This window comes from Nocardioides dubius, assembly GCF_039528155.1.
In the GTDB taxonomy this organism is placed as follows: domain Bacteria; phylum Actinomycetota; class Actinomycetes; order Propionibacteriales; family Nocardioidaceae; genus Nocardioides; species Nocardioides dubius.
The window spans coordinates 15,970-33,490 of record NZ_BAAALG010000012.1 but is presented as its reverse complement, the minus strand read 5'-3'; the positions used below and the strand labels follow the sequence as shown (position 1 = coordinate 33,490).

The 17,521-nt window shown below is 70.9% G+C and carries 14 protein-coding genes and 2 tRNA genes; 8 read left to right on the top strand and 8 right to left on the bottom strand.

Annotated features, from left to right (window positions below):
* Positions 1-85 precede the first annotated feature (85 nt).
* The 4 genes from ABD151_RS16340 (at position 86) to ABD151_RS16325 (ending at position 4,117) form a co-directional block, all read left to right on the top strand.
* Complete coding sequence (locus ABD151_RS16340) at positions 86-1,405, top strand: DUF1254 domain-containing protein (RefSeq protein WP_343995851.1); 1,320 nt, start codon at positions 86-88, stop codon at positions 1,403-1,405.
* A gap of 94 nt (positions 1,406-1,499) precedes the next feature.
* Complete coding sequence (locus tag ABD151_RS16335) at positions 1,500-3,125, top strand: ABC transporter substrate-binding protein (protein ID WP_343995850.1); 1,626 nt, start codon at positions 1,500-1,502, stop codon at positions 3,123-3,125.
* Positions 3,126-3,185: 60 nt separating this feature from the next.
* Positions 3,186-3,258, top strand: a tRNA-Arg gene (locus tag ABD151_RS16330).
* A gap of 211 nt (positions 3,259-3,469) precedes the next feature.
* Positions 3,470-4,117, top strand: coding sequence for a TetR/AcrR family transcriptional regulator (locus ABD151_RS16325; protein ID WP_343995849.1), 648 nt, complete (start codon positions 3,470-3,472; stop codon positions 4,115-4,117).
* Positions 4,118-4,123: 6 nt separating this feature from the next.
* Here the strand turns inward: ABD151_RS16325 and ABD151_RS16320 are convergent, their stop codons facing one another.
* Genes ABD151_RS16320 through ABD151_RS16305 form a run of 4 tightly spaced genes read right to left on the bottom strand, consistent with a single transcriptional unit; the run spans position 4,124 to position 7,074 of the window.
* On the bottom strand, positions 4,124-4,687 hold the full coding sequence (locus ABD151_RS16320) for a DapH/DapD/GlmU-related protein (protein WP_343995848.1): 564 nt from the start codon (positions 4,685-4,687) through the stop codon (positions 4,124-4,126).
* A gap of 32 nt (positions 4,688-4,719) precedes the next feature.
* Entirely contained in the window at positions 4,720-5,742 is a 1,023-nt protein-coding gene (locus ABD151_RS16315; protein ID WP_343995847.1) for an adenosine deaminase, read from the bottom strand.
* 28 nt (positions 5,743-5,770) lie between these two features.
* The gene (locus tag ABD151_RS16310) at positions 5,771-6,595 is read right to left on the bottom strand and encodes a DsbA family protein (protein WP_343995846.1); all 825 of its coding nucleotides are present in this window, start codon (positions 6,593-6,595) and stop codon (positions 5,771-5,773) included.
* Positions 6,592-7,074: a MauE/DoxX family redox-associated membrane protein gene (locus tag ABD151_RS16305; protein ID WP_343995845.1), complete on the bottom strand. Its 483-nt coding sequence runs from the start codon at positions 7,072-7,074 to the stop codon at positions 6,592-6,594. Before ABD151_RS16305 ends, ABD151_RS16310 begins: the two co-directional genes overlap by 4 nt.
* A 130-nt stretch (positions 7,075-7,204) precedes the next feature.
* Here ABD151_RS16305 and orn point away from each other — a divergent pair, with 130 nt between their 5' ends.
* From orn to ABD151_RS16290, 3 genes are all read left to right on the top strand, one after another.
* On the top strand, positions 7,205-7,816 hold the full coding sequence (gene orn / locus ABD151_RS16300; RefSeq protein WP_343995844.1) for an oligoribonuclease: 612 nt from the start codon (positions 7,205-7,207) through the stop codon (positions 7,814-7,816).
* A 77-nt stretch (positions 7,817-7,893) separates the two neighbouring features.
* Positions 7,894-7,969, top strand: a tRNA-His gene (locus tag ABD151_RS16295).
* Between the two features lie 141 nt (positions 7,970-8,110).
* On the top strand, positions 8,111-9,670 hold the full coding sequence (locus tag ABD151_RS16290) for a phytoene desaturase family protein (RefSeq protein WP_343995843.1): 1,560 nt from the start codon (positions 8,111-8,113) through the stop codon (positions 9,668-9,670).
* Here ABD151_RS16290 and ABD151_RS16285 read toward each other — a convergent pair.
* On the bottom strand, positions 9,590-11,044 hold the full coding sequence (locus ABD151_RS16285; protein WP_343995841.1) for an MFS transporter: 1,455 nt from the start codon (positions 11,042-11,044) through the stop codon (positions 9,590-9,592). The two genes, ABD151_RS16290 and ABD151_RS16285, sit on opposite strands and share 81 nt — an antisense overlap.
* A 143-nt stretch (positions 11,045-11,187) precedes the next feature.
* On the opposite strand from ABD151_RS16285, the gene ABD151_RS16280 reads away from it, so the two are divergent.
* Positions 11,188-13,737, top strand: a complete 2,550-nt coding sequence (locus ABD151_RS16280) for an AMP-binding protein (protein ID WP_343995840.1) — start codon at positions 11,188-11,190, stop codon at positions 13,735-13,737.
* On the opposite strand, the gene ABD151_RS16275 is transcribed toward ABD151_RS16280, so the two are convergent.
* From ABD151_RS16275 to ABD151_RS16265, 3 genes are read right to left on the bottom strand one after another with little or no spacing between them, the layout of a single operon-like run.
* A complete protein-coding gene (locus ABD151_RS16275) occupies positions 13,676-14,713 on the bottom strand; it encodes an ABC transporter ATP-binding protein (RefSeq protein ID WP_343995839.1) in 1,038 nt (345 codons plus the stop codon). The two genes, ABD151_RS16280 and ABD151_RS16275, sit on opposite strands and share 62 nt — an antisense overlap.
* Positions 14,710-16,347 (bottom strand): ABC transporter permease, encoded by a 1,638-nt coding sequence (locus ABD151_RS16270; protein ID WP_343995838.1) that lies wholly within the window; start codon positions 16,345-16,347, stop codon positions 14,710-14,712. The genes ABD151_RS16275 and ABD151_RS16270 overlap by 4 nt, the downstream gene beginning before the upstream one ends.
* Before the next feature lie 23 nt (positions 16,348-16,370).
* The gene (locus ABD151_RS16265) at positions 16,371-17,387 is read right to left on the bottom strand and encodes an extracellular solute-binding protein (RefSeq protein WP_343995837.1); all 1,017 of its coding nucleotides are present in this window, start codon (positions 17,385-17,387) and stop codon (positions 16,371-16,373) included.
* Positions 17,388-17,521 lie beyond the last annotated feature (134 nt).

The window sequence follows — 17,521 nt, the reverse complement described above, 5'->3', positions numbered from 1 at the left end:
TCGAAAGTGCTTCCGTTTCCACGAGCGGCACGTTACCTTCGTCACATCCTAATAACAAGTATTATTACAACCGCGAAGGAGAGCGATGCTGCTCCGCCCGGACGATCACGACCCGGCCGCGATCTTGGAAGACGCGTACGTCTTCGCCTATCCCCTCGTCCTGCTCGACCTGATCCGCGAGATGGTCACCAACGTCGACGAGCCCGAGGCCGATCGCGCCCCGCTCAACCAGCTCTTCCACGCCCGCGAGCTGGCGACCCCGAAGATGACCAGCCTGACCCGCCCGAACGTGGACACGCTCTACTCGCAGACCTACCTCGACCTGGGCGCTGAGCCGCAGTTGCTGTACCTGCCGGACACCGAGCGGTTCTGCTCGGTGCAGACCTTCGACGGCTGGTCGGACACCCCGATCATCCTCGGCGACGGCGGCCTGACCGGCGACGGCGCCACCACCTACGCCCTCACCGGACCGAAGTTCCAGGGAACGCTGCCCGACGACGTCGTGGCGGTGCCGATGCCGACCGACCTGGTCTGGCTGCTGATCCGGGTGCGGTGCGCAGGGCCGGAGGACGTCGCCGACGCGCACGCCGCCCAGGACCGGATCGACCTGCGCCCGCTGTCGGCCCACCAGCGCCCCTGGACGCCGCCACGCGGCGTGCCCGACCCCGCCTCCGACTTCCTCGCGATGGAGCGGATCAGCGAGCTCGGCGCCCAGGAGTTCTTCGACCGCTTCAACGCCCTGGTCGCCGACAACCCACCGCACCCCGAGGACGACGAGATCGTCGCGCGGTGCGCCCAGCTGGGCATCGGCGCCGGCCTCACCTTCGACCTCGCGGCCCTCCCCACCGCGGCCCGCGAGCGGGCAGCAACCCTGCCCGGCCTGGTCGACGCCGCCTGGTCGGCCGCCAACTCCCGGATGTCGCTGCACAACGGCTGGTTCTTCATGGACCCGAGCGTCAGCGACTTCGGGACCGACTACGCGTTCCGCGCCTGCGTCGCCCATGGAGGCTTCGCCAACCCCGTCCGGCTGACCACCTACCCGGCCTTCGCCGTCGACGAGTCGGGGGCGCTGGTGACCGGAGGTGCCGACTACACGCTGCACTTCCCCGCCGACCAGCTGCCGCCGCACCACGAGCAGGGCTGGTGGTCGCTGACCCCGTACACGAGCGCCGGAACGCTCGTCGAGAACGAGCTCGAGCGCTACGTGTTCGGCAACGGCGAGCTGCCGCTCAACCCCGACGGCAGTCTCGACATCCTGCTCTCGGCCACCCACCCCGGCCCGGAGCGGGAGGACAACTGGCTCCCGATCCCGGCCGAGGAATTCACGCTCGTCATGCGCATCTACCTTCCGCGCGAGGCGGTCATCGACCACAGCTGGCTGCCACCCCGGCCCCAGCGGCACTGACCCGGGACCGGACGCCGAAGCGGCTCCAGCCCACCCATGCACCACCCCGGCGGCGGCCATCCGCGGTCACCGCACCATCGATCTGGAGGAACCAGTGAAGCTTCGCAGCACCACACCGACCCGCTTCGGCGCCCTGCTCCTGGCGAGCACGCTGCTCGTCGCGGGATGCGCCGACTCCGGCGGCAAGGACGACAAGGACGCCGACAAGGACGCCGGCTCCTCGATGAGCAAGGACGAGATCTGGTCGGCCGGGGTCTTCGGCGAGGAGTCCCCCGGCCAGCCCAAGGCGGGCGGCGTGCTCACCGTTGCCGACTACGGCGAGCCGCGGTCCCTGGACCCGACGGTGACCATCCCCAACGGCGCCGTGGGCGCCTCAGCGATGGCGGCGATCTACGACCTCCTGGTGCGGTGGGACAACGAGGCCGGCGAGTACGTCCCGCAGCTCGCCGAGTCGCTGAGCAGCGAGGACGACGTCACCTGGACCCTCAAGCTGCGCAAGGGCGCCACCTTCTCCGACGGCACCCCGGTGAACGCCGCCGCGGTGATGGGCTCGATCGGCTACTACATGCAGAACCAGGGCTTCAACGTCCTGATCCTGGCCACGAACCTGAAGGAGATGAAGCCCGTCGACGAGCTGACCGTCGACTTCGTCATGAACGCCCCCTACGCATCGTTCCCGGCAATGCTCGCCACCGGTCCGGGCATGGTGCTGGCGCCGGCCGCCATCAAGGGCGGTCCGAAGAAGTTCACGCCGATCGGCGCCGGCCCGTTCGTCTTCGACTCCTACAAGCCCAGCGAGGAGCTGGTGCTCACCCGCAATGACGCGTACTTCGGGGAGAAGGCCCATCTCGACGGCCTCCGCTTCGTCTGGCCGTCCTCGGACGCCGCCCGCATCGACGCCCTCAAGAACGGGGACGTCGATCAGGTGTCGGTGCGCACCCCGCAGATCGTCGAGGAGGCCCGCACCGACGGCGTGCACGGCGCCCTCTCCCCCGTCGGCCTGGGCAACATGATCCAGATCAACCACCGCGAGGGCCGTCCCGGCGCGGACCTCCGGATCCGCCAGGCGATGAGCCTGGCCATCGACCCGCAGGCCTACCTCGACCGTACCGCCGACGGCCACGGGATCGCGAGCCGCAACATCTACTCCCCCTCGGCGCCCTACTACACCGAGATCGAGACGCCCGAGACCGACCTGGAGGCGGCCAAGAAGCTGGTCGCGGAGGCCAAGGCCGACGGCGTCGACACGACCGTCTCCTACATCGGCCAGTCCGACCAGACCTCGAAGACGGCTGCCGTCACCATCGAGGCCATGCTCGAGGCGGTAGGCCTCACCGTGGAGGTCGAACTGCTCAACAACATCGCCGACCAGACCAGCCGGATCTACGTGACGCACGACTTCGACATCGCCGGCGGATCGATCAGCATCCCGATCGACGACCCGTTCTCCCGGTTCACCAGCGGCGTCCTGGGCAGCTCGCCGGCCAACTCGTTCGGCTACGACAACCCGGAGATGAACGAGCTGATCGGCAGGCTCCAGGCCGCCACCGGCGAGGAGGCCACCGAGATCCTGACCCGGATCAACGAGCTCTGGCAGGAGACGCTCCCGTCGGTTCCGCTCTCGCCCGGTGGGTTCTTCTTCCCCTGGTCGGACGACGTGCACGGCATCGTGCCGGCCTCCGAGTTCCTGCTGCTCTACGGCGGCGCCTGGAAGAGCTGACCTCGTACGACCCACTGAGCGAACGCGACCGGGAACGACCGCTAGAATCCGACAGTTCCCGCCTCCGTAGCTCAGGGGACAGAGCAGCGGCCTTCTAATCCGCCGGTCGAAGGTTCGAATCCTTCCGGGGGCACAAAAGGGGCAACACCGACACCCGGTGTTGCCCCTTGGTGCATCGTGAGCAAGCCGTGATCTGAGTCGACCTCACGCTTTCGCCCACAGCCGCACCCGGAGATGTACTGTGGCTATGGACGTCGCATCGGGACGGCGTCCAACTTTGGACTATCCAGCTTGAGCAGTCCGCAGAGGCGCCGCACACGGCTCTGCGGAAGAGAAGGGCCCTCATGAACGCCGCCCCTCCAGAAGGTTTGCGCGCCCGCAAGAAGCGCGCGACGGAGAACGCCATCGAGCGCACTGCGGTGCGTCTGGCACTGCAGAAGGGCCATGCCAACGTCACGGTCACCGAGATCTGCGACGGCGCCGACATCTCGCGCAGCACCTTCTTCAACTACATGCCCTCGCGCGAGGCGGCGATCTTCGGGCGGCCCCTGAAGATGCTGCCGTTCGAGGACGCGATGGAGATCATGCGCGCCTCGGCCAGCGAGACGCTGCTCACCGCCGTCTTCCGGGTCGCGCTGGCCTCGGTCGGCCAGGCCACCGTGAACGCGGAGGTCGCGGCCGGCCGCACCCAGCTCTCGATGGAGCAGCCCGAGACCGCGGCCTCGATCCTCTCCCCCTTCATCTCCCTGTCCACCGACCTCACCGGCCTGCTCTACCTCTGGCTGGAGGAGGACCACTCCCGGCGGATGCTGCCCAACGTGGAGCCGCTGCGTGAGGCGATCCTGACCGTCTCCCTGGTCGGCAACGGCCTCCAGGTGCTGCTCGCTGAGATCAGCGGCAGCGAGGACCAGACGATCGCCGAGGAGAGCATGCACCAGCTCCTCGCGGAGATGGAGACGCTGGCGCACCAGATGCGTCAGCCGCGCGGCTGACGCAGGCTAGGAGACGGTCCCGATCACCTTCGCGGGATTGCCCACCGCGACCACCCCAGCGGGCAGGTCGCCGATCACCACGGAGCCTGCGCCGACGACGGTGTTGTCACCGATCCGCACGCCGGGCGAGACGATCACCCCGGCGCCCAGTGACACGTTGTCGCCGATCCGCACCGGGGAGGCGGCCGCCCACTTCGCGCGGCGCTGCTCCGCCTGGACCGGACGGGTCAGGGTCAACAGCTGCACGTTGGCGCCGATCAGCACGTCATTGCCGATGGTGATCTCCGCGAAGTCCTGAGCCACCAGGCCGGCAGCGATCTCGCAGCCCGAGCCGATGGCGATCCGCCGGCCGTGCTCCACGTGCAACGGCGCCCGCACCCGGGTGCCCTCGCCGACCGTGGCCAGCTCGGCGAGCAGGGACGCCGGGTCCGCGGCCTGGTCGGCCTCGTTGAAGGCCGTCTCGCGGGCCTGCGCCATGGACCGGTCGCGGGCCAACCCCGAGTCGTCGGTACGGAACGGCTGCCCATCGAGCATCCGCTGCCGCATGGTGAGGATCTTGAGGTCGACCATGACGCCCAGGCTACTCAGCCCGCACCGGCGGCCTACGCGGAGTGGTCCGCCAGGTGGGCGTCGATGCGCAGCCGCAGGTCCTCCTTGACCGCCTCCGGAGCGAACGAGGCGTCCACCGCCTCGACGGCCAGCTCGGCCACCCCGGCGGCGTCCAGCTCCAGCAGCTGCGCGGCGATCTCGTACTCGCGGTTCAAGGTGGTGCCGAACATCGGCGGGTCGTCGGAGTTGATCGTCACCGGCACCCCGGCGGCACGGAAGGCCGCCAACGGGTGCTCGGCCAGCGAGGCGACCGCTCGGGTGGCGATGTTCGAGGACGGGCAGACCTCCAACGGGATCCGGTGCTCGGCCAGATGGGCCAGCAGCTCCGGGTCCTGGGCGGCGGAGGTGCCGTGTCCGATCCGCTCGGCACCGAGCAGGCGGATCGCGTCCCAGACCGTCTGCGGGCCGGTGGTCTCGCCGGCGTGCGGCACCGAGCGGAGCCCGGCCGCCCGGGCGGCGTCGAAGTGCGGTTGGAACTGAGGCCGCGGCACTCCGATCTCCGGCCCGCCCAGGCCGAAGCCGACCAGCGCGTCGGTGCGGTGCTCCAGCGCATAGCCGAGCGTCGCCTCGGCTGCGGGCACACCCAGCTCGCCGGGGATGTCGTAGATCCAGCGCAGCACCACGCCGAAGTCCCGCTCGGCGCGGACCCGGGCCGACTCGATCGCCTCGGTGTACGCCTCGATCGCAATGCCGCGGATCACCGAGGTGTGCGGCGTGCAGGTCAGCTCCGCGTAGCCGACCCGCTGGGTCTCGCTCATCTCGCGCGCCACCTCGTAGGTGAGCAGCTCGACGTCGTCCGGCGTGCGGATCAGGTCGACGACGGCGAGGTAGACGTCGATGAAGTGCGCGAAGTCGCGGAAGGTGAAGAACTCCGCCAGCGCCTCGGGGTCGGCCGGGACCACCCCGGGGTGGCGCTGGGCGAGCTCACTCACGATCCGCGGCGAGGCCGAGCCGACGTGGTGGACGTGCAGTTCGGCCTTCGGGAGTCCGGCGATGAAGTCGTTGAGTGAGCTCACCCGATGAAGTGTGCCAGCGCGAAGCGCCTCAGCCCACCTTCGCGAGGATGTTGTTGGCCATCTCCTCGACCGAGCCGCCGCTGACCACATCGCCGTCCACGAAGACGGTAGGGGTGCCGGTGACGCCGCGCTTGGAGGCGTCGTCAGTGGCGTTGACGACCCACTGCTTGAACTCGAGTCCCTTGATCGCGTCGGCCACCTTCGCCTTGTCCGCGCCCGCGGCCACGGCCTGCTCGACGAACCAGTCGTTGCTCGGGATCGAGCCGCTGGGCTGCTGGGCGAAGAGGGTGTCGTGCAGCGCCAGCGCCGCCGCGCCGTTGCCGGAGTCCAGGACCACGCCGACGGCGTTCATCGCCTTGACCGAGTAGTCGTTGAGGAAGGCCATCGGCCGGTAGACCACGAACGCCTTGCCCGACAGCGCGGCGTCGAGCAGGTCCTGGCGCATCACCTCTTCCAGGTCACGGCAGTGCGGGCACTGGAAGTCCTCGAAGATCTCGATCTTGACCGGCGCCTCGGGGTCGCCGACGCCCATCCCGAACTCGTCGACCAGAGCCACCCGGACGTTGCCGTCCGCGTCGGTCGGGCCGGTCACCGGCGCGCTGGTGGCCGGCGGCGCGGTGGACGGCGTCGTCGACGGGCTGGTCGACGGCTCGGTGCTCGGGGTCTCGCTGGGGGTCTCGCTCGGCGTGGTGGTCTCCGAGGGCGTCGAGGAGGCGCCGGGGGTCTTCGCGTCGTCCCCGGTGGTGTCCCGGTTGGCCTGCACGGCCCACCCGATGCCGACGATCAAGGCGATCACCGCGACCACGATGCCGCCGATGATCAGATTGCGCTTGCCCTGAGCAGGCTGATTCACGAGATCTCCTTCACTTCCACCTCGTCCGGACGGACGAAGAGCACTTCACCGAGCGCCAGCGCGGTGCGCGGGCGCCAGACCAACCAGGCCGAGGCCAGGAGCAACGCTACGTCCCGGGCGATCTCACGCGGGTACTTGGCGGTGGCGTCGGGATCGAAGCCTCCGCCGCCGAAGCAGCCGCAGTCGATCTGCAGACCGCGGCTCCACGCGGAGGCGATCCCGATGATGAAGGCCGCGAACAGCAGCGCGGAGACCACCGCGGAGAGCCGGACGAAGACGCCCAGCACCAGCAGCACCCCGACCACGATCTCCACCACCGGCAGCAGATGGCCGACGGTCGGCACGATCGACTCGGGCAACAGGTCGTAGGCGCGGACCGCGCGCACGCTCTCCGCGGGGTCGGGCAGCTTCACGGCGCCGGCCACGATCCAGACGCCCCCCACCACCAGCCGCAGCACGGTGCCGATCCACGCTCTCATGGCGCCAACCTAGGCGAAGCGCCTGAGACGACGCTGAGCGAATGCCGGTGAAACGCCGGGCCGCAGCGGCCGGGCACGTTGCCCCGCCACGAATCGGAGCGTGCCGGGCCCGGCGAGTAGGGTCAGGGACGTGAGTGAACGTTTGGTGTGGATCGACTGTGAGATGACCGGGCTCGACCTCGGCGCGGATGCGCTGATCGAGGTGGCCGCGCTGGTCACCGACTTCGAGTTGAACGTACTCGGCGACGGCGTCGACCTGATCATCAAGCCGCCGGCCGAGGCGCTGGAGCAGATGGGCGACTTCGTCCGCACCATGCACACCACCTCGGGCCTGCTCGACGAGCTCGCCAACGGCATCACCCTGGCCGACGCCGAGGAGCAGGTGCTCGACTACATCCGCCAGCACTGCGCCGACGGCTCCCGTCCCCCGCTGGCCGGCAACACCGTCGCCACCGACCGCGCCTTCCTGGCCCGCGACATGGCGAACCTGGAGTCCTTCCTGCACTACCGGATCGTCGACGTCTCCTCGATCAAGGAGCTGTCGCGTCGCTGGTACCCGCGCGCCTACTTCCAGGCGCCGGCCAAGAAGGGCAACCACCGCGCCCTGGCCGACATCCAGGAGAGCATCGAGGAGCTGCGCTACTACCGCGAGGCCGTCTTCGTGCCGGCTCCCGGCCCCGATTCGGAGACCGCACGCGCCGTGGCCGCCAAGCACGGCGGCTCGATCACCGGCCTTTCCTGACCCCGATTGGCGTTGCACCCCCTAGGTACCGTTATGCTTTCTCCCGGTTCACGGTGCTGCGGCGCCGATGAGTCATGGTGGGTATAGCTCAGCTGGTAGAGCGCCGCCTTGTGGTGGCGGATGTCGCGGGTTCGAGTCCCGTTACTCACCCCAGATCGATCAGCCCCCGAACTCCGGTTCGGGGGCTGATCGCATTTCCGGCCCCGCGGCGCGGTGACCATCAGCACGGTGAGCCAGGGCCGACGCCCCGACATGCTTGACGACCCTCCCGTCGACCTGAGTAGGTTCGAGCCCATGGCCGCTGAGCACTCTCGCTACGACGTGATCATCCTCGGCGCGGGGCACAACGCGCTGACCGCGGGCGCCCTGCTCGCCCGCGCCGGGCTGCGCACGCTGCTGCTCGAACGGCTCGACCACGTCGGCGGCGCGGCCGTCTCCGCCCAGGCCTTCGCCGGCCACCCGGTGCGGCTCTCGCGCTACTCCTACCTGGTCTCGCTGATGCCGCAGGAGCTGATGGCCGAGCTCGACCTCGACGTCGAGCTGCGCTCCCGCTCGGTCTCCTCCTACACCCCGTACCTGCACCCCGACGGCACTCCTGACGGTCTGCTGGTCGAGCACGAGCCGGGCCCGGCCACCGCGGCCTCGTTCCGCCGGCTCACCGGCGGCGACGCCGAGTACGCCTCCTGGCAGCGCTTCTACGCCGACGTCGCCGAGCTGGCGCACGCCGTCGCCCCCACCCTGCTCGCCCCGCTCCCTCGCCGCGCCGAGGTCGCCGCCGCCGTGCCCTGGCACATCTGGGGCGACCTGATCACCCAGCCCCTCGGCGTCACCATCCGCGACCGCTTCACCCACGACCTGGTCCGCGGGGTGGTCGCCACCGACGCCCTGATCGGCACCTTCGCCGACCTCAACGACCCGAACCTGCTGCAGAACCGCTGCTTCCTCTACCACCTGATCGGCAACGCGACCGGCGAGTGGCGGGTGCCGGTCGGCGGGATGGGCGCGGTCACCGGTGGCCTGCACCGGGCCGCGCTGAGCGCCGGCGCCGAGCTGCTGACCAGCGCGAGCGTCCAGCAGGTGCTCCCCGGCCCGGACGACGTCGAGGTCGTCTGGAGCAGCGACGGCACCACCTCCAGCGCTCGCGCGCGGCACGTGCTCAGCGGCGTCGCGCCGTGGACCCTGTCCGGGCTGCTCGACGAGCCCGCGCCCCCGCGTCCCGAGGGGGCGCAGCTCAAGATCAACTTCCTGCTCGAGCGATTGCCGCGGCTGCGTGCCGACGTCGATCCCCACACCGCCTTCGCCGGCACCCTGCACCTGGCCGAGGCGTTCAGCTCCTTGCAGCAGGCCTTCGCCGAGGCCGAGCGCGGCGCGGTGCCCACCCACCTACCGGGCGAGGTCTACTGCCACTCGTTGACCGACGACTCGATCCTCGGCGGGGCACCCGGTCACACGCTGACCTACATCGGGCTGCACACCCCTGCCTCGGTGCTGGAGCGCCCCGGCGCCAAGCAGCAGGCGGTGGCCCGCGCGATCGCCGTCCTCGACAGTCACCTGGCCGAGCCGCTGATGGGCTGCGTGGCGCGCGACGCCGACGGCGAGCCGTGCATCGAGGCCAAGACCCCCACCGAGATCGAGGCCGACCTGGCGATGCCGGGCGGTCACATCTTCCACGGCGACCTCGCCTGGCCCTGGGCCGACGACGCCGAGCCGCTCAGCACCCCGGCCGAGCAGTGGGGCGTGGCCACCGGCCACGAGCGGGTCCTGGTCTGTGGCTCAGGCGCGCGTCGCGGCGGCGCGGTCTCCGGCCTCGGCGGGCACAACGCCGCCATGGCCGTGCTCGCCGATCGGGGCTGAGGCCTTCGGCAGCAGGAAGCCGAAGACCAGGGCGACCAGCGCCGCACAGAGGCCGATGATCAGCGAGGTCTCGATCGCCTCGCCGGAGGGCATCGCGTGGCCGGCGACCAGGATCGTCGAGCCGGCCAGCACCGCCGAGAAGACCGCCGAGGACGACGTCGTCCCCAGCGAGCGCATCAACGCGTTCAGCCCGTTCGCCGCTGCCGTCTCGGTGATCGGCACCGCACCCATGATCAGGGCCGGCATCGCCGCGAACGCGATGCCGATACCGATGCTGACCAGGATGTTGATGGTGATCACCTGCCAGAGCTGGTCGTGGGCGATGACGCCGAGCAGGTAGCCGGCGGCGATCACCACGATGCCGCCGAGCAGGGAGATGCGCGCGCCATGCCGCTCGGTGACCTTGGCCGCGGCGCGCGCGGCGAAGAACATCGCGAAGCCTCCCGGCGCGAGCACCAGCCCGGCCTCCACCATGTCCAGCCCCAGGCCGTAGCCACTCGCCTCGGGCGACATCAGGATCTGGGTGAAGAGCAGGCTGGTCCCGTAGAGGGCGAAGCCAACGCCGATCGAGGCGAGGTTGGTGAACAGGACCTGCGGGTGCGCCGAGACCCGCAGGTCGACCAGCGGCTCGCGGACCCGCATCTGGTGCCAGCCCCAGAGCGGGAAGACGACGACGGCGACGCCGACCAGGCCGAGCACCTCGACGCTGGCCCAGCCCCACTCCTGGCCCCGGGTGATGGTGAGCATGGTGGCGGTCAGTCCGACCACCAGGCCGAGTGAGCCGACGACGTCGAAGCGCCCCGGCGTGCGCACCGGCGACTCGGGCACCAGGAAGACGACCAGAGCCAGGCAGAGCACGCTCAGCGCCGCGGAGCCCCAGAAGAGCACGTGCCAGTCGAACCGGTCGGCGACGGCGGCCGCGATCGGCATGCCGAAGGCGCCTCCGAGGCCCATGCTGGAGCTCATCAGCGCGACGGCGGGGCCGACCTTCTGCGGCGGGAGCTCGTCGCGCAGGATGCTGATGCCGAGCGCGATGGCGCCGGAGGCCGCGCCCTGGAGCGCCCGCCCGGTCACCATCACCGGAACGGTGTCGGCGAACGCGCAGATCACCGAGCCGATGGCCAGCGAGGTGAGGCAGCCGATCAAGATCAGCTTCTTGCCGAACATGTCGCCGAGCCGGCCCGCGATCGGGGTCAGGATGGCGGCCGCCAACAGGGTGGAGGTCAGGGCCCAGTAGGCGTCGGTGGGGTTGCTGTGCAGGATCTCCGGCAACACCGGGACCAGCGGCACGATCAGCGTGTGCATGATCGTGACCACGATTCCGGTCGCACACAACACCAGCAGCAAGCCCCGCGGGGCTCGGGACTCAGACACGGGCACTCTCCTTCACCATGTGCACCGTACACATAGATTGGCACTCAGTGTCACTCGACCGCTGAGGCGCTGGTCACAGTGCCCGTCGGCAGCCTTGTCTGATGATGTGGCGTGAGGTAAGGCTTTCCAAATATGATGCCCCCGTGTTCGCGTCACCCCCGCTCCCGACCGTCGGCTTCCTCGGCGACCTCGCCCGGTTCGGCGAGGCGACGGCGGTCATCGCGGACGGCCGGCGGGTCACGCACCGCGAGCTCGCGGGGGCAGCTGCCGACTTCGCCGCCACGCTCGGCCCGCAGCGCCGCCTGGTGCTGCTGGCCGGTCGCAACGACCTGGCCTCGCTGACCGCCTACGTCGGCACCCTCGGCGCGGGTCACGTCCCGCTGCTGTGCGACGTCCGCCACCTGGACCGGATGCGCGAGGCGTACTCCCCCGACACCGTCGTCCTGGACGGCGTGATCGTGAGCCAGCAGCCGACCCCTCAACACGACCTGCACCCCGAGCTCGCCCTGCTGCTCTCCACCTCCGGCAGCACCGGCTCCCCCAAGCTGGTCCGGCTGAGCCAGGAGAACCTGCGCAGCAACGCCGAGGCGATCGCCAGCTACCTCCAGCTGCGGCCTACCGACCTCGCCGTGACCACGCTGCCTCCGCACTACTGCTACGGCCTCTCGGTGATCCACAGCCACCTCCACCTGGGGGCCGCGGTCCTGCTCAACGAGCACTCCGTGCTCGACGACGCGTTCTGGCAGGCCGCCCAGCAGCACCGGATCACCTCCTTCGCCGGCGTCCCGTACACCTTCGACCTGCTCGACCGGGTCGGCTTCGCCGACCGGATCCCGGCGAGCCTGCGCCACGTCACCCAGGCGGGCGGGCGCCTGCAACCCGAGCGGGTGGCCGCGCTGGCCCGGCTCGGCGAGCAGCGGGGCTTCGACCTGGTGGTGATGTACGGCGCCACCGAGGCCACCGCCCGGATGGCCTGGCTGCCGCCGCACCGTGCGGCGCAGGCACCCGACGCGATCGGCGTCGCGATCCCCGGCGGCACGCTGCGCCTCGAGTCGATGCCCGAGCTCGGCGCCGACGTCGGCGAGCTGGTCTACGCGGGCCCGAACGTGATGCTCGGCTACGCCGAGACCCCTGCCGACCTCGCGGCCGGGCGCACCGTCTCCGAGCTGCGCACCGGCGACGTCGCCCGGATCGGCCACGACGGGCTGATCCGGATCGTCGGCCGGCGCTCGCGCTTCGCCAAGATCTTCGGGCTGCGGATCGACCTCGACGAGGCCGAGCGCACCCTGGACGCCGCCGGGCTGCCGGCGCGCTGCGCGGACGGTGGGGAGCGCCTGGTCGTCGCACTGACCGGCCCGCTCAGCGCCGCGGACCGGACTCGCGTGGTCGCCACCGCCCAGCAGGAGTGGGGGCTGGTGCCGTCGGCGGTCCGGGTCGTGGAGGTGGACGCCTTCCCGCGGCTCGCCAACGACAAGGTCGACTACCGGGCACTGGTGGCACACGCCGCGCAGGAGCCCACCGGCTCGACGTCCGACGCCGAGGGCCCCGGCCTCGCCGAGCGGATCAGCCGGACCTTCGCCGAGATCCTCGGCGTCGAGCCGCAGCTCACCGACACCTTCGTCGGGCTGGGCGGCGACTCCCTCTCCTATGTCGAGGCCTCGGTCCGCCTGGAGCAGCTGCTGGGCGGCCTGCCCCCGGGCTGGCACACGCGATCCATCGAGCAGCTCGCCAGCACCGCCGATCCGCCGATCCGCCGTGGGCGCCAGGTGGAGACCAGCGTGCTGCTGCGCGCGGTCGCGATCTTCGCCATCGTCGCCACCCACGCCAACCTGCTCACCCTGCTCGGCGGCGCGCACCTCCTGCTCGGGATCAGCGGCTACAACTACATCCGCTTCCAGCCCCAGGGTGACACCGGGGCGCGGGTCCGCGCCCACCTCACCTCGGTGGCCCGGGTGGCACTGCCCGCGATCGCCTGGATCGGCGCGGTGACCCTGATCGCCGGCACCTATCCATGGCGCAGCGTCTTCCTGGTCAACGGGATCCTCGGCCCGCGCGGCTGGTCGGAGCCGGCCTGGCACTTCTGGTTCATCGAGGCCCTGGTCGCCCTGCTGCTGGGTCTGTGCGCGCTGACCGCCGTCCCCTGGTGGCGCACCGCGGAGCGCCGCTGGCCGTTCTGGCTGCCCTTCCTCATCGCCTGCGGCGCCCTGGTCACCCGCTACGAGATCTGGGAGCCGCGCGGCGGCGACGACATCCACCGCGCGCACATGCTGCTGTGGATCTTCGCGATCGGGTGCAGCATCGCCCGTGCCGAGCAGCGCTGGCAGCGGCTGCTGGTCTCGGCACTGATCATCGCGGTGGTGCCGGGCTTCTTCGAGAACCCCGCCCGGGAGGCGTTCCTGGCGGCCGGGCTGCTGCTGTTGATCTGGGTGCGCACCGTCCGGTTGCCGGGCTGGCTGGCCACCGCGACCGCCACGCTGGCCTCCGCCTCGCTGTACGTCTATCTCACCCACTGGCAGGTCTACCCGTGGTTGGAGGACCGCTTCCCGCCGCTGGCGGTGGCAGCCTCGCTCGCGGTCGGCATCGGCGTCGCCGCGCTGGCAGCGGCCGGCGGGGACGCGACGCGGCGGCTGCTCAGTCGCCGGTCGCGGCGTCCAGCAGCACCGGTCGCGCGCCGGGAGCCAAGCCCGCGCTGACCCGCTCCCCCACCCGGTGCGCCGTGTGCGGAGGCAGCCACGAGCGCACCCGCGCGCCGCTGGCCAGCTGCACCGTGGCCAGGGTGAACGCACCGTGGTACTCGACGCCGACCACCTCGGCCGGGCCACCGGGGCTCACCGTCACCTCGTGCGGACGCAGCACGACGTCCTGACTCGCGGGCGCACCGGCAGGAGTCGGCAGCTCGCCCAGCTCGCACGAGGCGACGCCGTCGCGCACGGTGACCGGCAGGAAGTCGGCGTCGCCCATGAAGGTGGCCACGAACCGGTTCGCCGGCGCCTCGAAGACCTCCTGAGGGCTGCCCACCTGCTCGATCCGCCCCGCACGCATCACCACCACCCGGTCGGCGATCGAGAGTGCCTCGTCCTGGTCGTGGGTGACCACGATGGCGGTGGCGCCGGAGGCGCGCACCGTGCCCATGATCTCGCCCCGCACGCGTCCCCGCAGGTGCTCGTCGAGGCTGGAGAACGGCTCGTCGAACAGGACCAGGGCCGGGTCCGGCGCCAGCGCGCGGGCCAGTGCGACCCGCTGCTGCTCGCCGCCGGAGAGCTGATGGGGATGGCGGCCCGCGCGCTGGGTGAGATGCACCCGCTCCAGCAGCTCGGCGACCCGCGCCCGGCGCTCGCCGCGGGCGCGCCCGCGCAGACCGAAGCCGACGTTGCGGGCCACGGTGAGGTGCGGGAAGAGGGCATGGTCCTGGAAGACCAGGCCTACGCGGCGCCTCTCAGGATGCGTGAAGGTGCTTGCGTCCGCGACCACCTGGCCGGCCACCGTGATGCTGCCGGCATCCGGGCGCTCGAGGCCGGCGATCAGCCGGAGCAGGGTGGACTTGCCGCAGCCGCTCGGGCCGATCACCGCGACCACCTCGCCGGTGCCGACCCTCAGGTCGAGCCCGTCGGCGGCGAGGGTCGCGCCGTAGCTCTTGGCGACGGCGCTCAACACCAGCGCATCGGTCATGGCAGGTTCCTCCCCCGGACCTCACGGCCACGGATCAACACGAAGACGGGCACCAGGGCCAGCACCACGATCAGCAGCGCGGGCAGCGCCGCCTTCTCCCAGAAGTTCTCCCGGGCCAGTTGGTAGACCCAGACCGAGACGGTGGTGAATCCGAACGGCCGCAGCAGCAGCACCAGCGGCAGCTCCTTGATCACGTCGACCAGCACCAGGACCGCGGCGACGGTGACGCCGGAGCGCAGCTGCGGCAGGTGCACCCGGGCCAGCACCCGCGTCGGCCCGGCACCCAGCGAGAGCGCCGAGCCGGTGATCGATGGCGCGATCTTGGCGTAGCTCGCATCGACCGCCTGGTGGGCCGGCGCGACGAAGCGGACCACCTGGGCGATCAGGATGCCGATCACCGAGCCGGTGATCAGCAGACCGGTGCCGCCCTCGACGCCGAGCGCCACGAGGGCGTCGTCGGACCACGCCATCACGATCAGCACGCCGATGCCGACCACGGCGCCGGGCACCGCGTAGCCGAAGGTGGTCGCCTGCCCGGCCGCACGCACCAGGGCGCCGCCGCCGAGCCGCTGGGCGTGCCCGATCACGACCGCGAGCAGCACGCAGATGACGGCGACGACGAGTGCCAGCGAGACGCTGTTGGCGATGTAGTCGCCGAAGCGGGCGTCGAGCGGATCGGTGCCCGAGCCGTCCCGTCCGGCCCAGGCCCAGGTCGCCAGCCGGAGCACCGGCAGCACGAAGGCGGCGCCCAGCACGACCAGGCCGGCCAGACAGGCGAGCCAGCCGCGCACGCCGTGCAGCGGCACCCGAGCGACGCCCTCGCCGCTGCCGCCCCGCTGGTGGAAGCGGGCGCCGCCGCGTAGCATCCGCTCACCGGCCAGCACCGCGACCGCGAACAGCAGCACCAGCGCGGCGAGCTGGGTGGCGGAGTGCAGGTCGTAGCTGCCCTTCCAGACCAGGTAGACGCCGACCGAGACGGTCTGCACGTTGAAGTACTGCACGGTGGCGAAGTCGGTCAGCGTCTCCATCATCACCAGTGCCAGCCCGGCCGCCAGGGACGGGCGCGCGAGTGGCAGCAGCACCTGCCAGAAGGTGCGTGCGCGCCCGGCGCCCAGCGAGCGCGCAGCGTCGAAGGTCCGCGCCGACTGCTCGGTGAAGGCGGCCCGCGCCATCAGGTAGACGTAGGGGTAGAGGGTCAGGCTCATCACCACGACGGCGCCGCCCAGGGAGCGCACCTGCGGCACCCAGACGTCGTCGCCGAACCAGTCGCGCAGCGCGGTCTGCACCGGGCCCGCGACGTCGAAGGTGGAGAGGAAGACGAAGCCGAGGATGTAGGCCGGCATCGCCAACGGCAGCACCAGCGCCCAGGAGAGCAGCCGGCGCAGCGGGAAGTCGAAGGCGGTGGTCAGCCAGGCCAGTCCGATCCCGAGCACGCTGGTGCCGATGCCGACCCCGAGCAGCAGCCAGATGCTGGTCAGCGTCATCGCCCCGACGTCGTCGGGCAGCTCGGCGCTGCCGGCGTTCACCAGGCCGTCGACGACCACCGCAAGGATCGGGGCGGCGACCAGCACGCCGATCAGCACGGCGAGCGCCGACCAGGCCCAGCGGCCCTCGCCGACGAGGCGTCGTCTCACGCCTCGTGGCGCGGGCTCACGACTCACTCGTAGTCGGCCTCACCGAGCAACGCGACGGCGTCGGCGTTCAGCGAGCCGTAGGCCTTGGCGTCAACAGGCATCCGCTTGAACTCGCCCCAGCCGGCGAGCAGCTCCATCGGCGCGACCTGCGGGTTGACCGGGAACTCGAAGTTGCCGTCCACGAAGTGGCTCTGGCCGTCGGTGGCCAGCCACTCGAGCAGCTTCTGCGCGTCCTCGGCGTTGTCGCTGTTCGTGGTGACGCCGGCCCCGGAGATGTTGACGTGGGTGCCGTCGCCGTCCTGGCTGGCCCAGAAGACCTTGACCTTGTAGTCCGGGTCGTCCTCGAGCTGGCGGCCCACGTAGTAGTGGTTGCTGATCCCGATGTCGCAGGCGCCGGCGTCGATCGCGTCGAGGAGCTCGATGTCGTTGCTCATGATCTGGACGTCGTTGGCGACCCAGCTCTCCACGATCTCCAGCGCCCGCTCGCGGCCGTGCAGGTCGATCAGGCTGGCCACCAGGGACTGGGTGTAGGAGGCGGTCGCGTCGCGCATGCAGACCCGGCCCCGCCACTTCGGGTCGCCGAGGGCGGCGTAGCTGTCGGTGGTGTCGATCTCGGCCGGGTCGACCTTCTCGGGGTTGTAGACGACGGTGCGGGCCCGCATCGCCAGTCCGTACCACTGGCCGTCCGGGTCCCGCAGGTCCTCAGGCACCGCGGCGTCCAGGGCCGGGGAGGTGAGCGCCTGGAACTGGCCCTGGTCGGCGGCGTTCCACAGGTTGCCCGCGTCCACGGTCATGAAGATGTCGGCGGGGCTGTCCTCGCCCTCCTTCTTCAACCGCTCCAGCAGCTCCGCGTCGTCGCCGTCGAGGAACTCGACGGTGATGCCGGTCTCCTCGGTGAACTCGTCGAACGCCTTCTCCAGGTCGTAGTGACGTGCGGTGTAGACCTGGAGGTCCGCCGGCTCGTCGTCGGAGAAGATCCCGCAGCCGGAGGCGACGACGGAGACGACGGTCAGGCCGGCAGCAAGCGCGGTGCGACGCATGGGGCTTCCTTTGTCTGATGAAGTAGGAAAAATGCAGGTAAGCCTAACCAACGAGCAGCCCGATCGCACCCACGGTCACCAGCCGGACAGCCGCCTGCCCGCAGCTGGGAACAGCGGCCGGGAACGGCAAGAGG

Excerpts from the sequence above, each read along its gene's own strand:
- ABD151_RS16325 (WP_343995849.1), top strand. The coding sequence starts at position 3,470 with ATGAACGCCGCCCCTCCAGAAGGTTTGCGCGCCCGCAAGAAGCGCGCG.
- ABD151_RS16290 (WP_343995843.1), top strand. The coding sequence starts at position 8,111 with ATGGCCGCTGAGCACTCTCGCTACGACGTGATCATCCTCGGCGCGGGG.
- ABD151_RS16265 (WP_343995837.1), bottom strand. The coding sequence starts at position 17,387 with ATGCGTCGCACCGCGCTTGCTGCCGGCCTGACCGTCGTCTCCGTCGTC.
- ABD151_RS16340 (WP_343995851.1), top strand. The coding sequence starts at position 86 with ATGCTGCTCCGCCCGGACGATCACGACCCGGCCGCGATCTTGGAAGAC.
- ABD151_RS16275 (WP_343995839.1), bottom strand. The coding sequence starts at position 14,713 with ATGACCGATGCGCTGGTGTTGAGCGCCGTCGCCAAGAGCTACGGCGCG.
- ABD151_RS16305 (WP_343995845.1), bottom strand. The coding sequence starts at position 7,074 with ATGAGAGCGTGGATCGGCACCGTGCTGCGGCTGGTGGTGGGGGGCGTC.
- ABD151_RS16320 (WP_343995848.1), bottom strand. The coding sequence starts at position 4,687 with ATGGTCGACCTCAAGATCCTCACCATGCGGCAGCGGATGCTCGATGGG.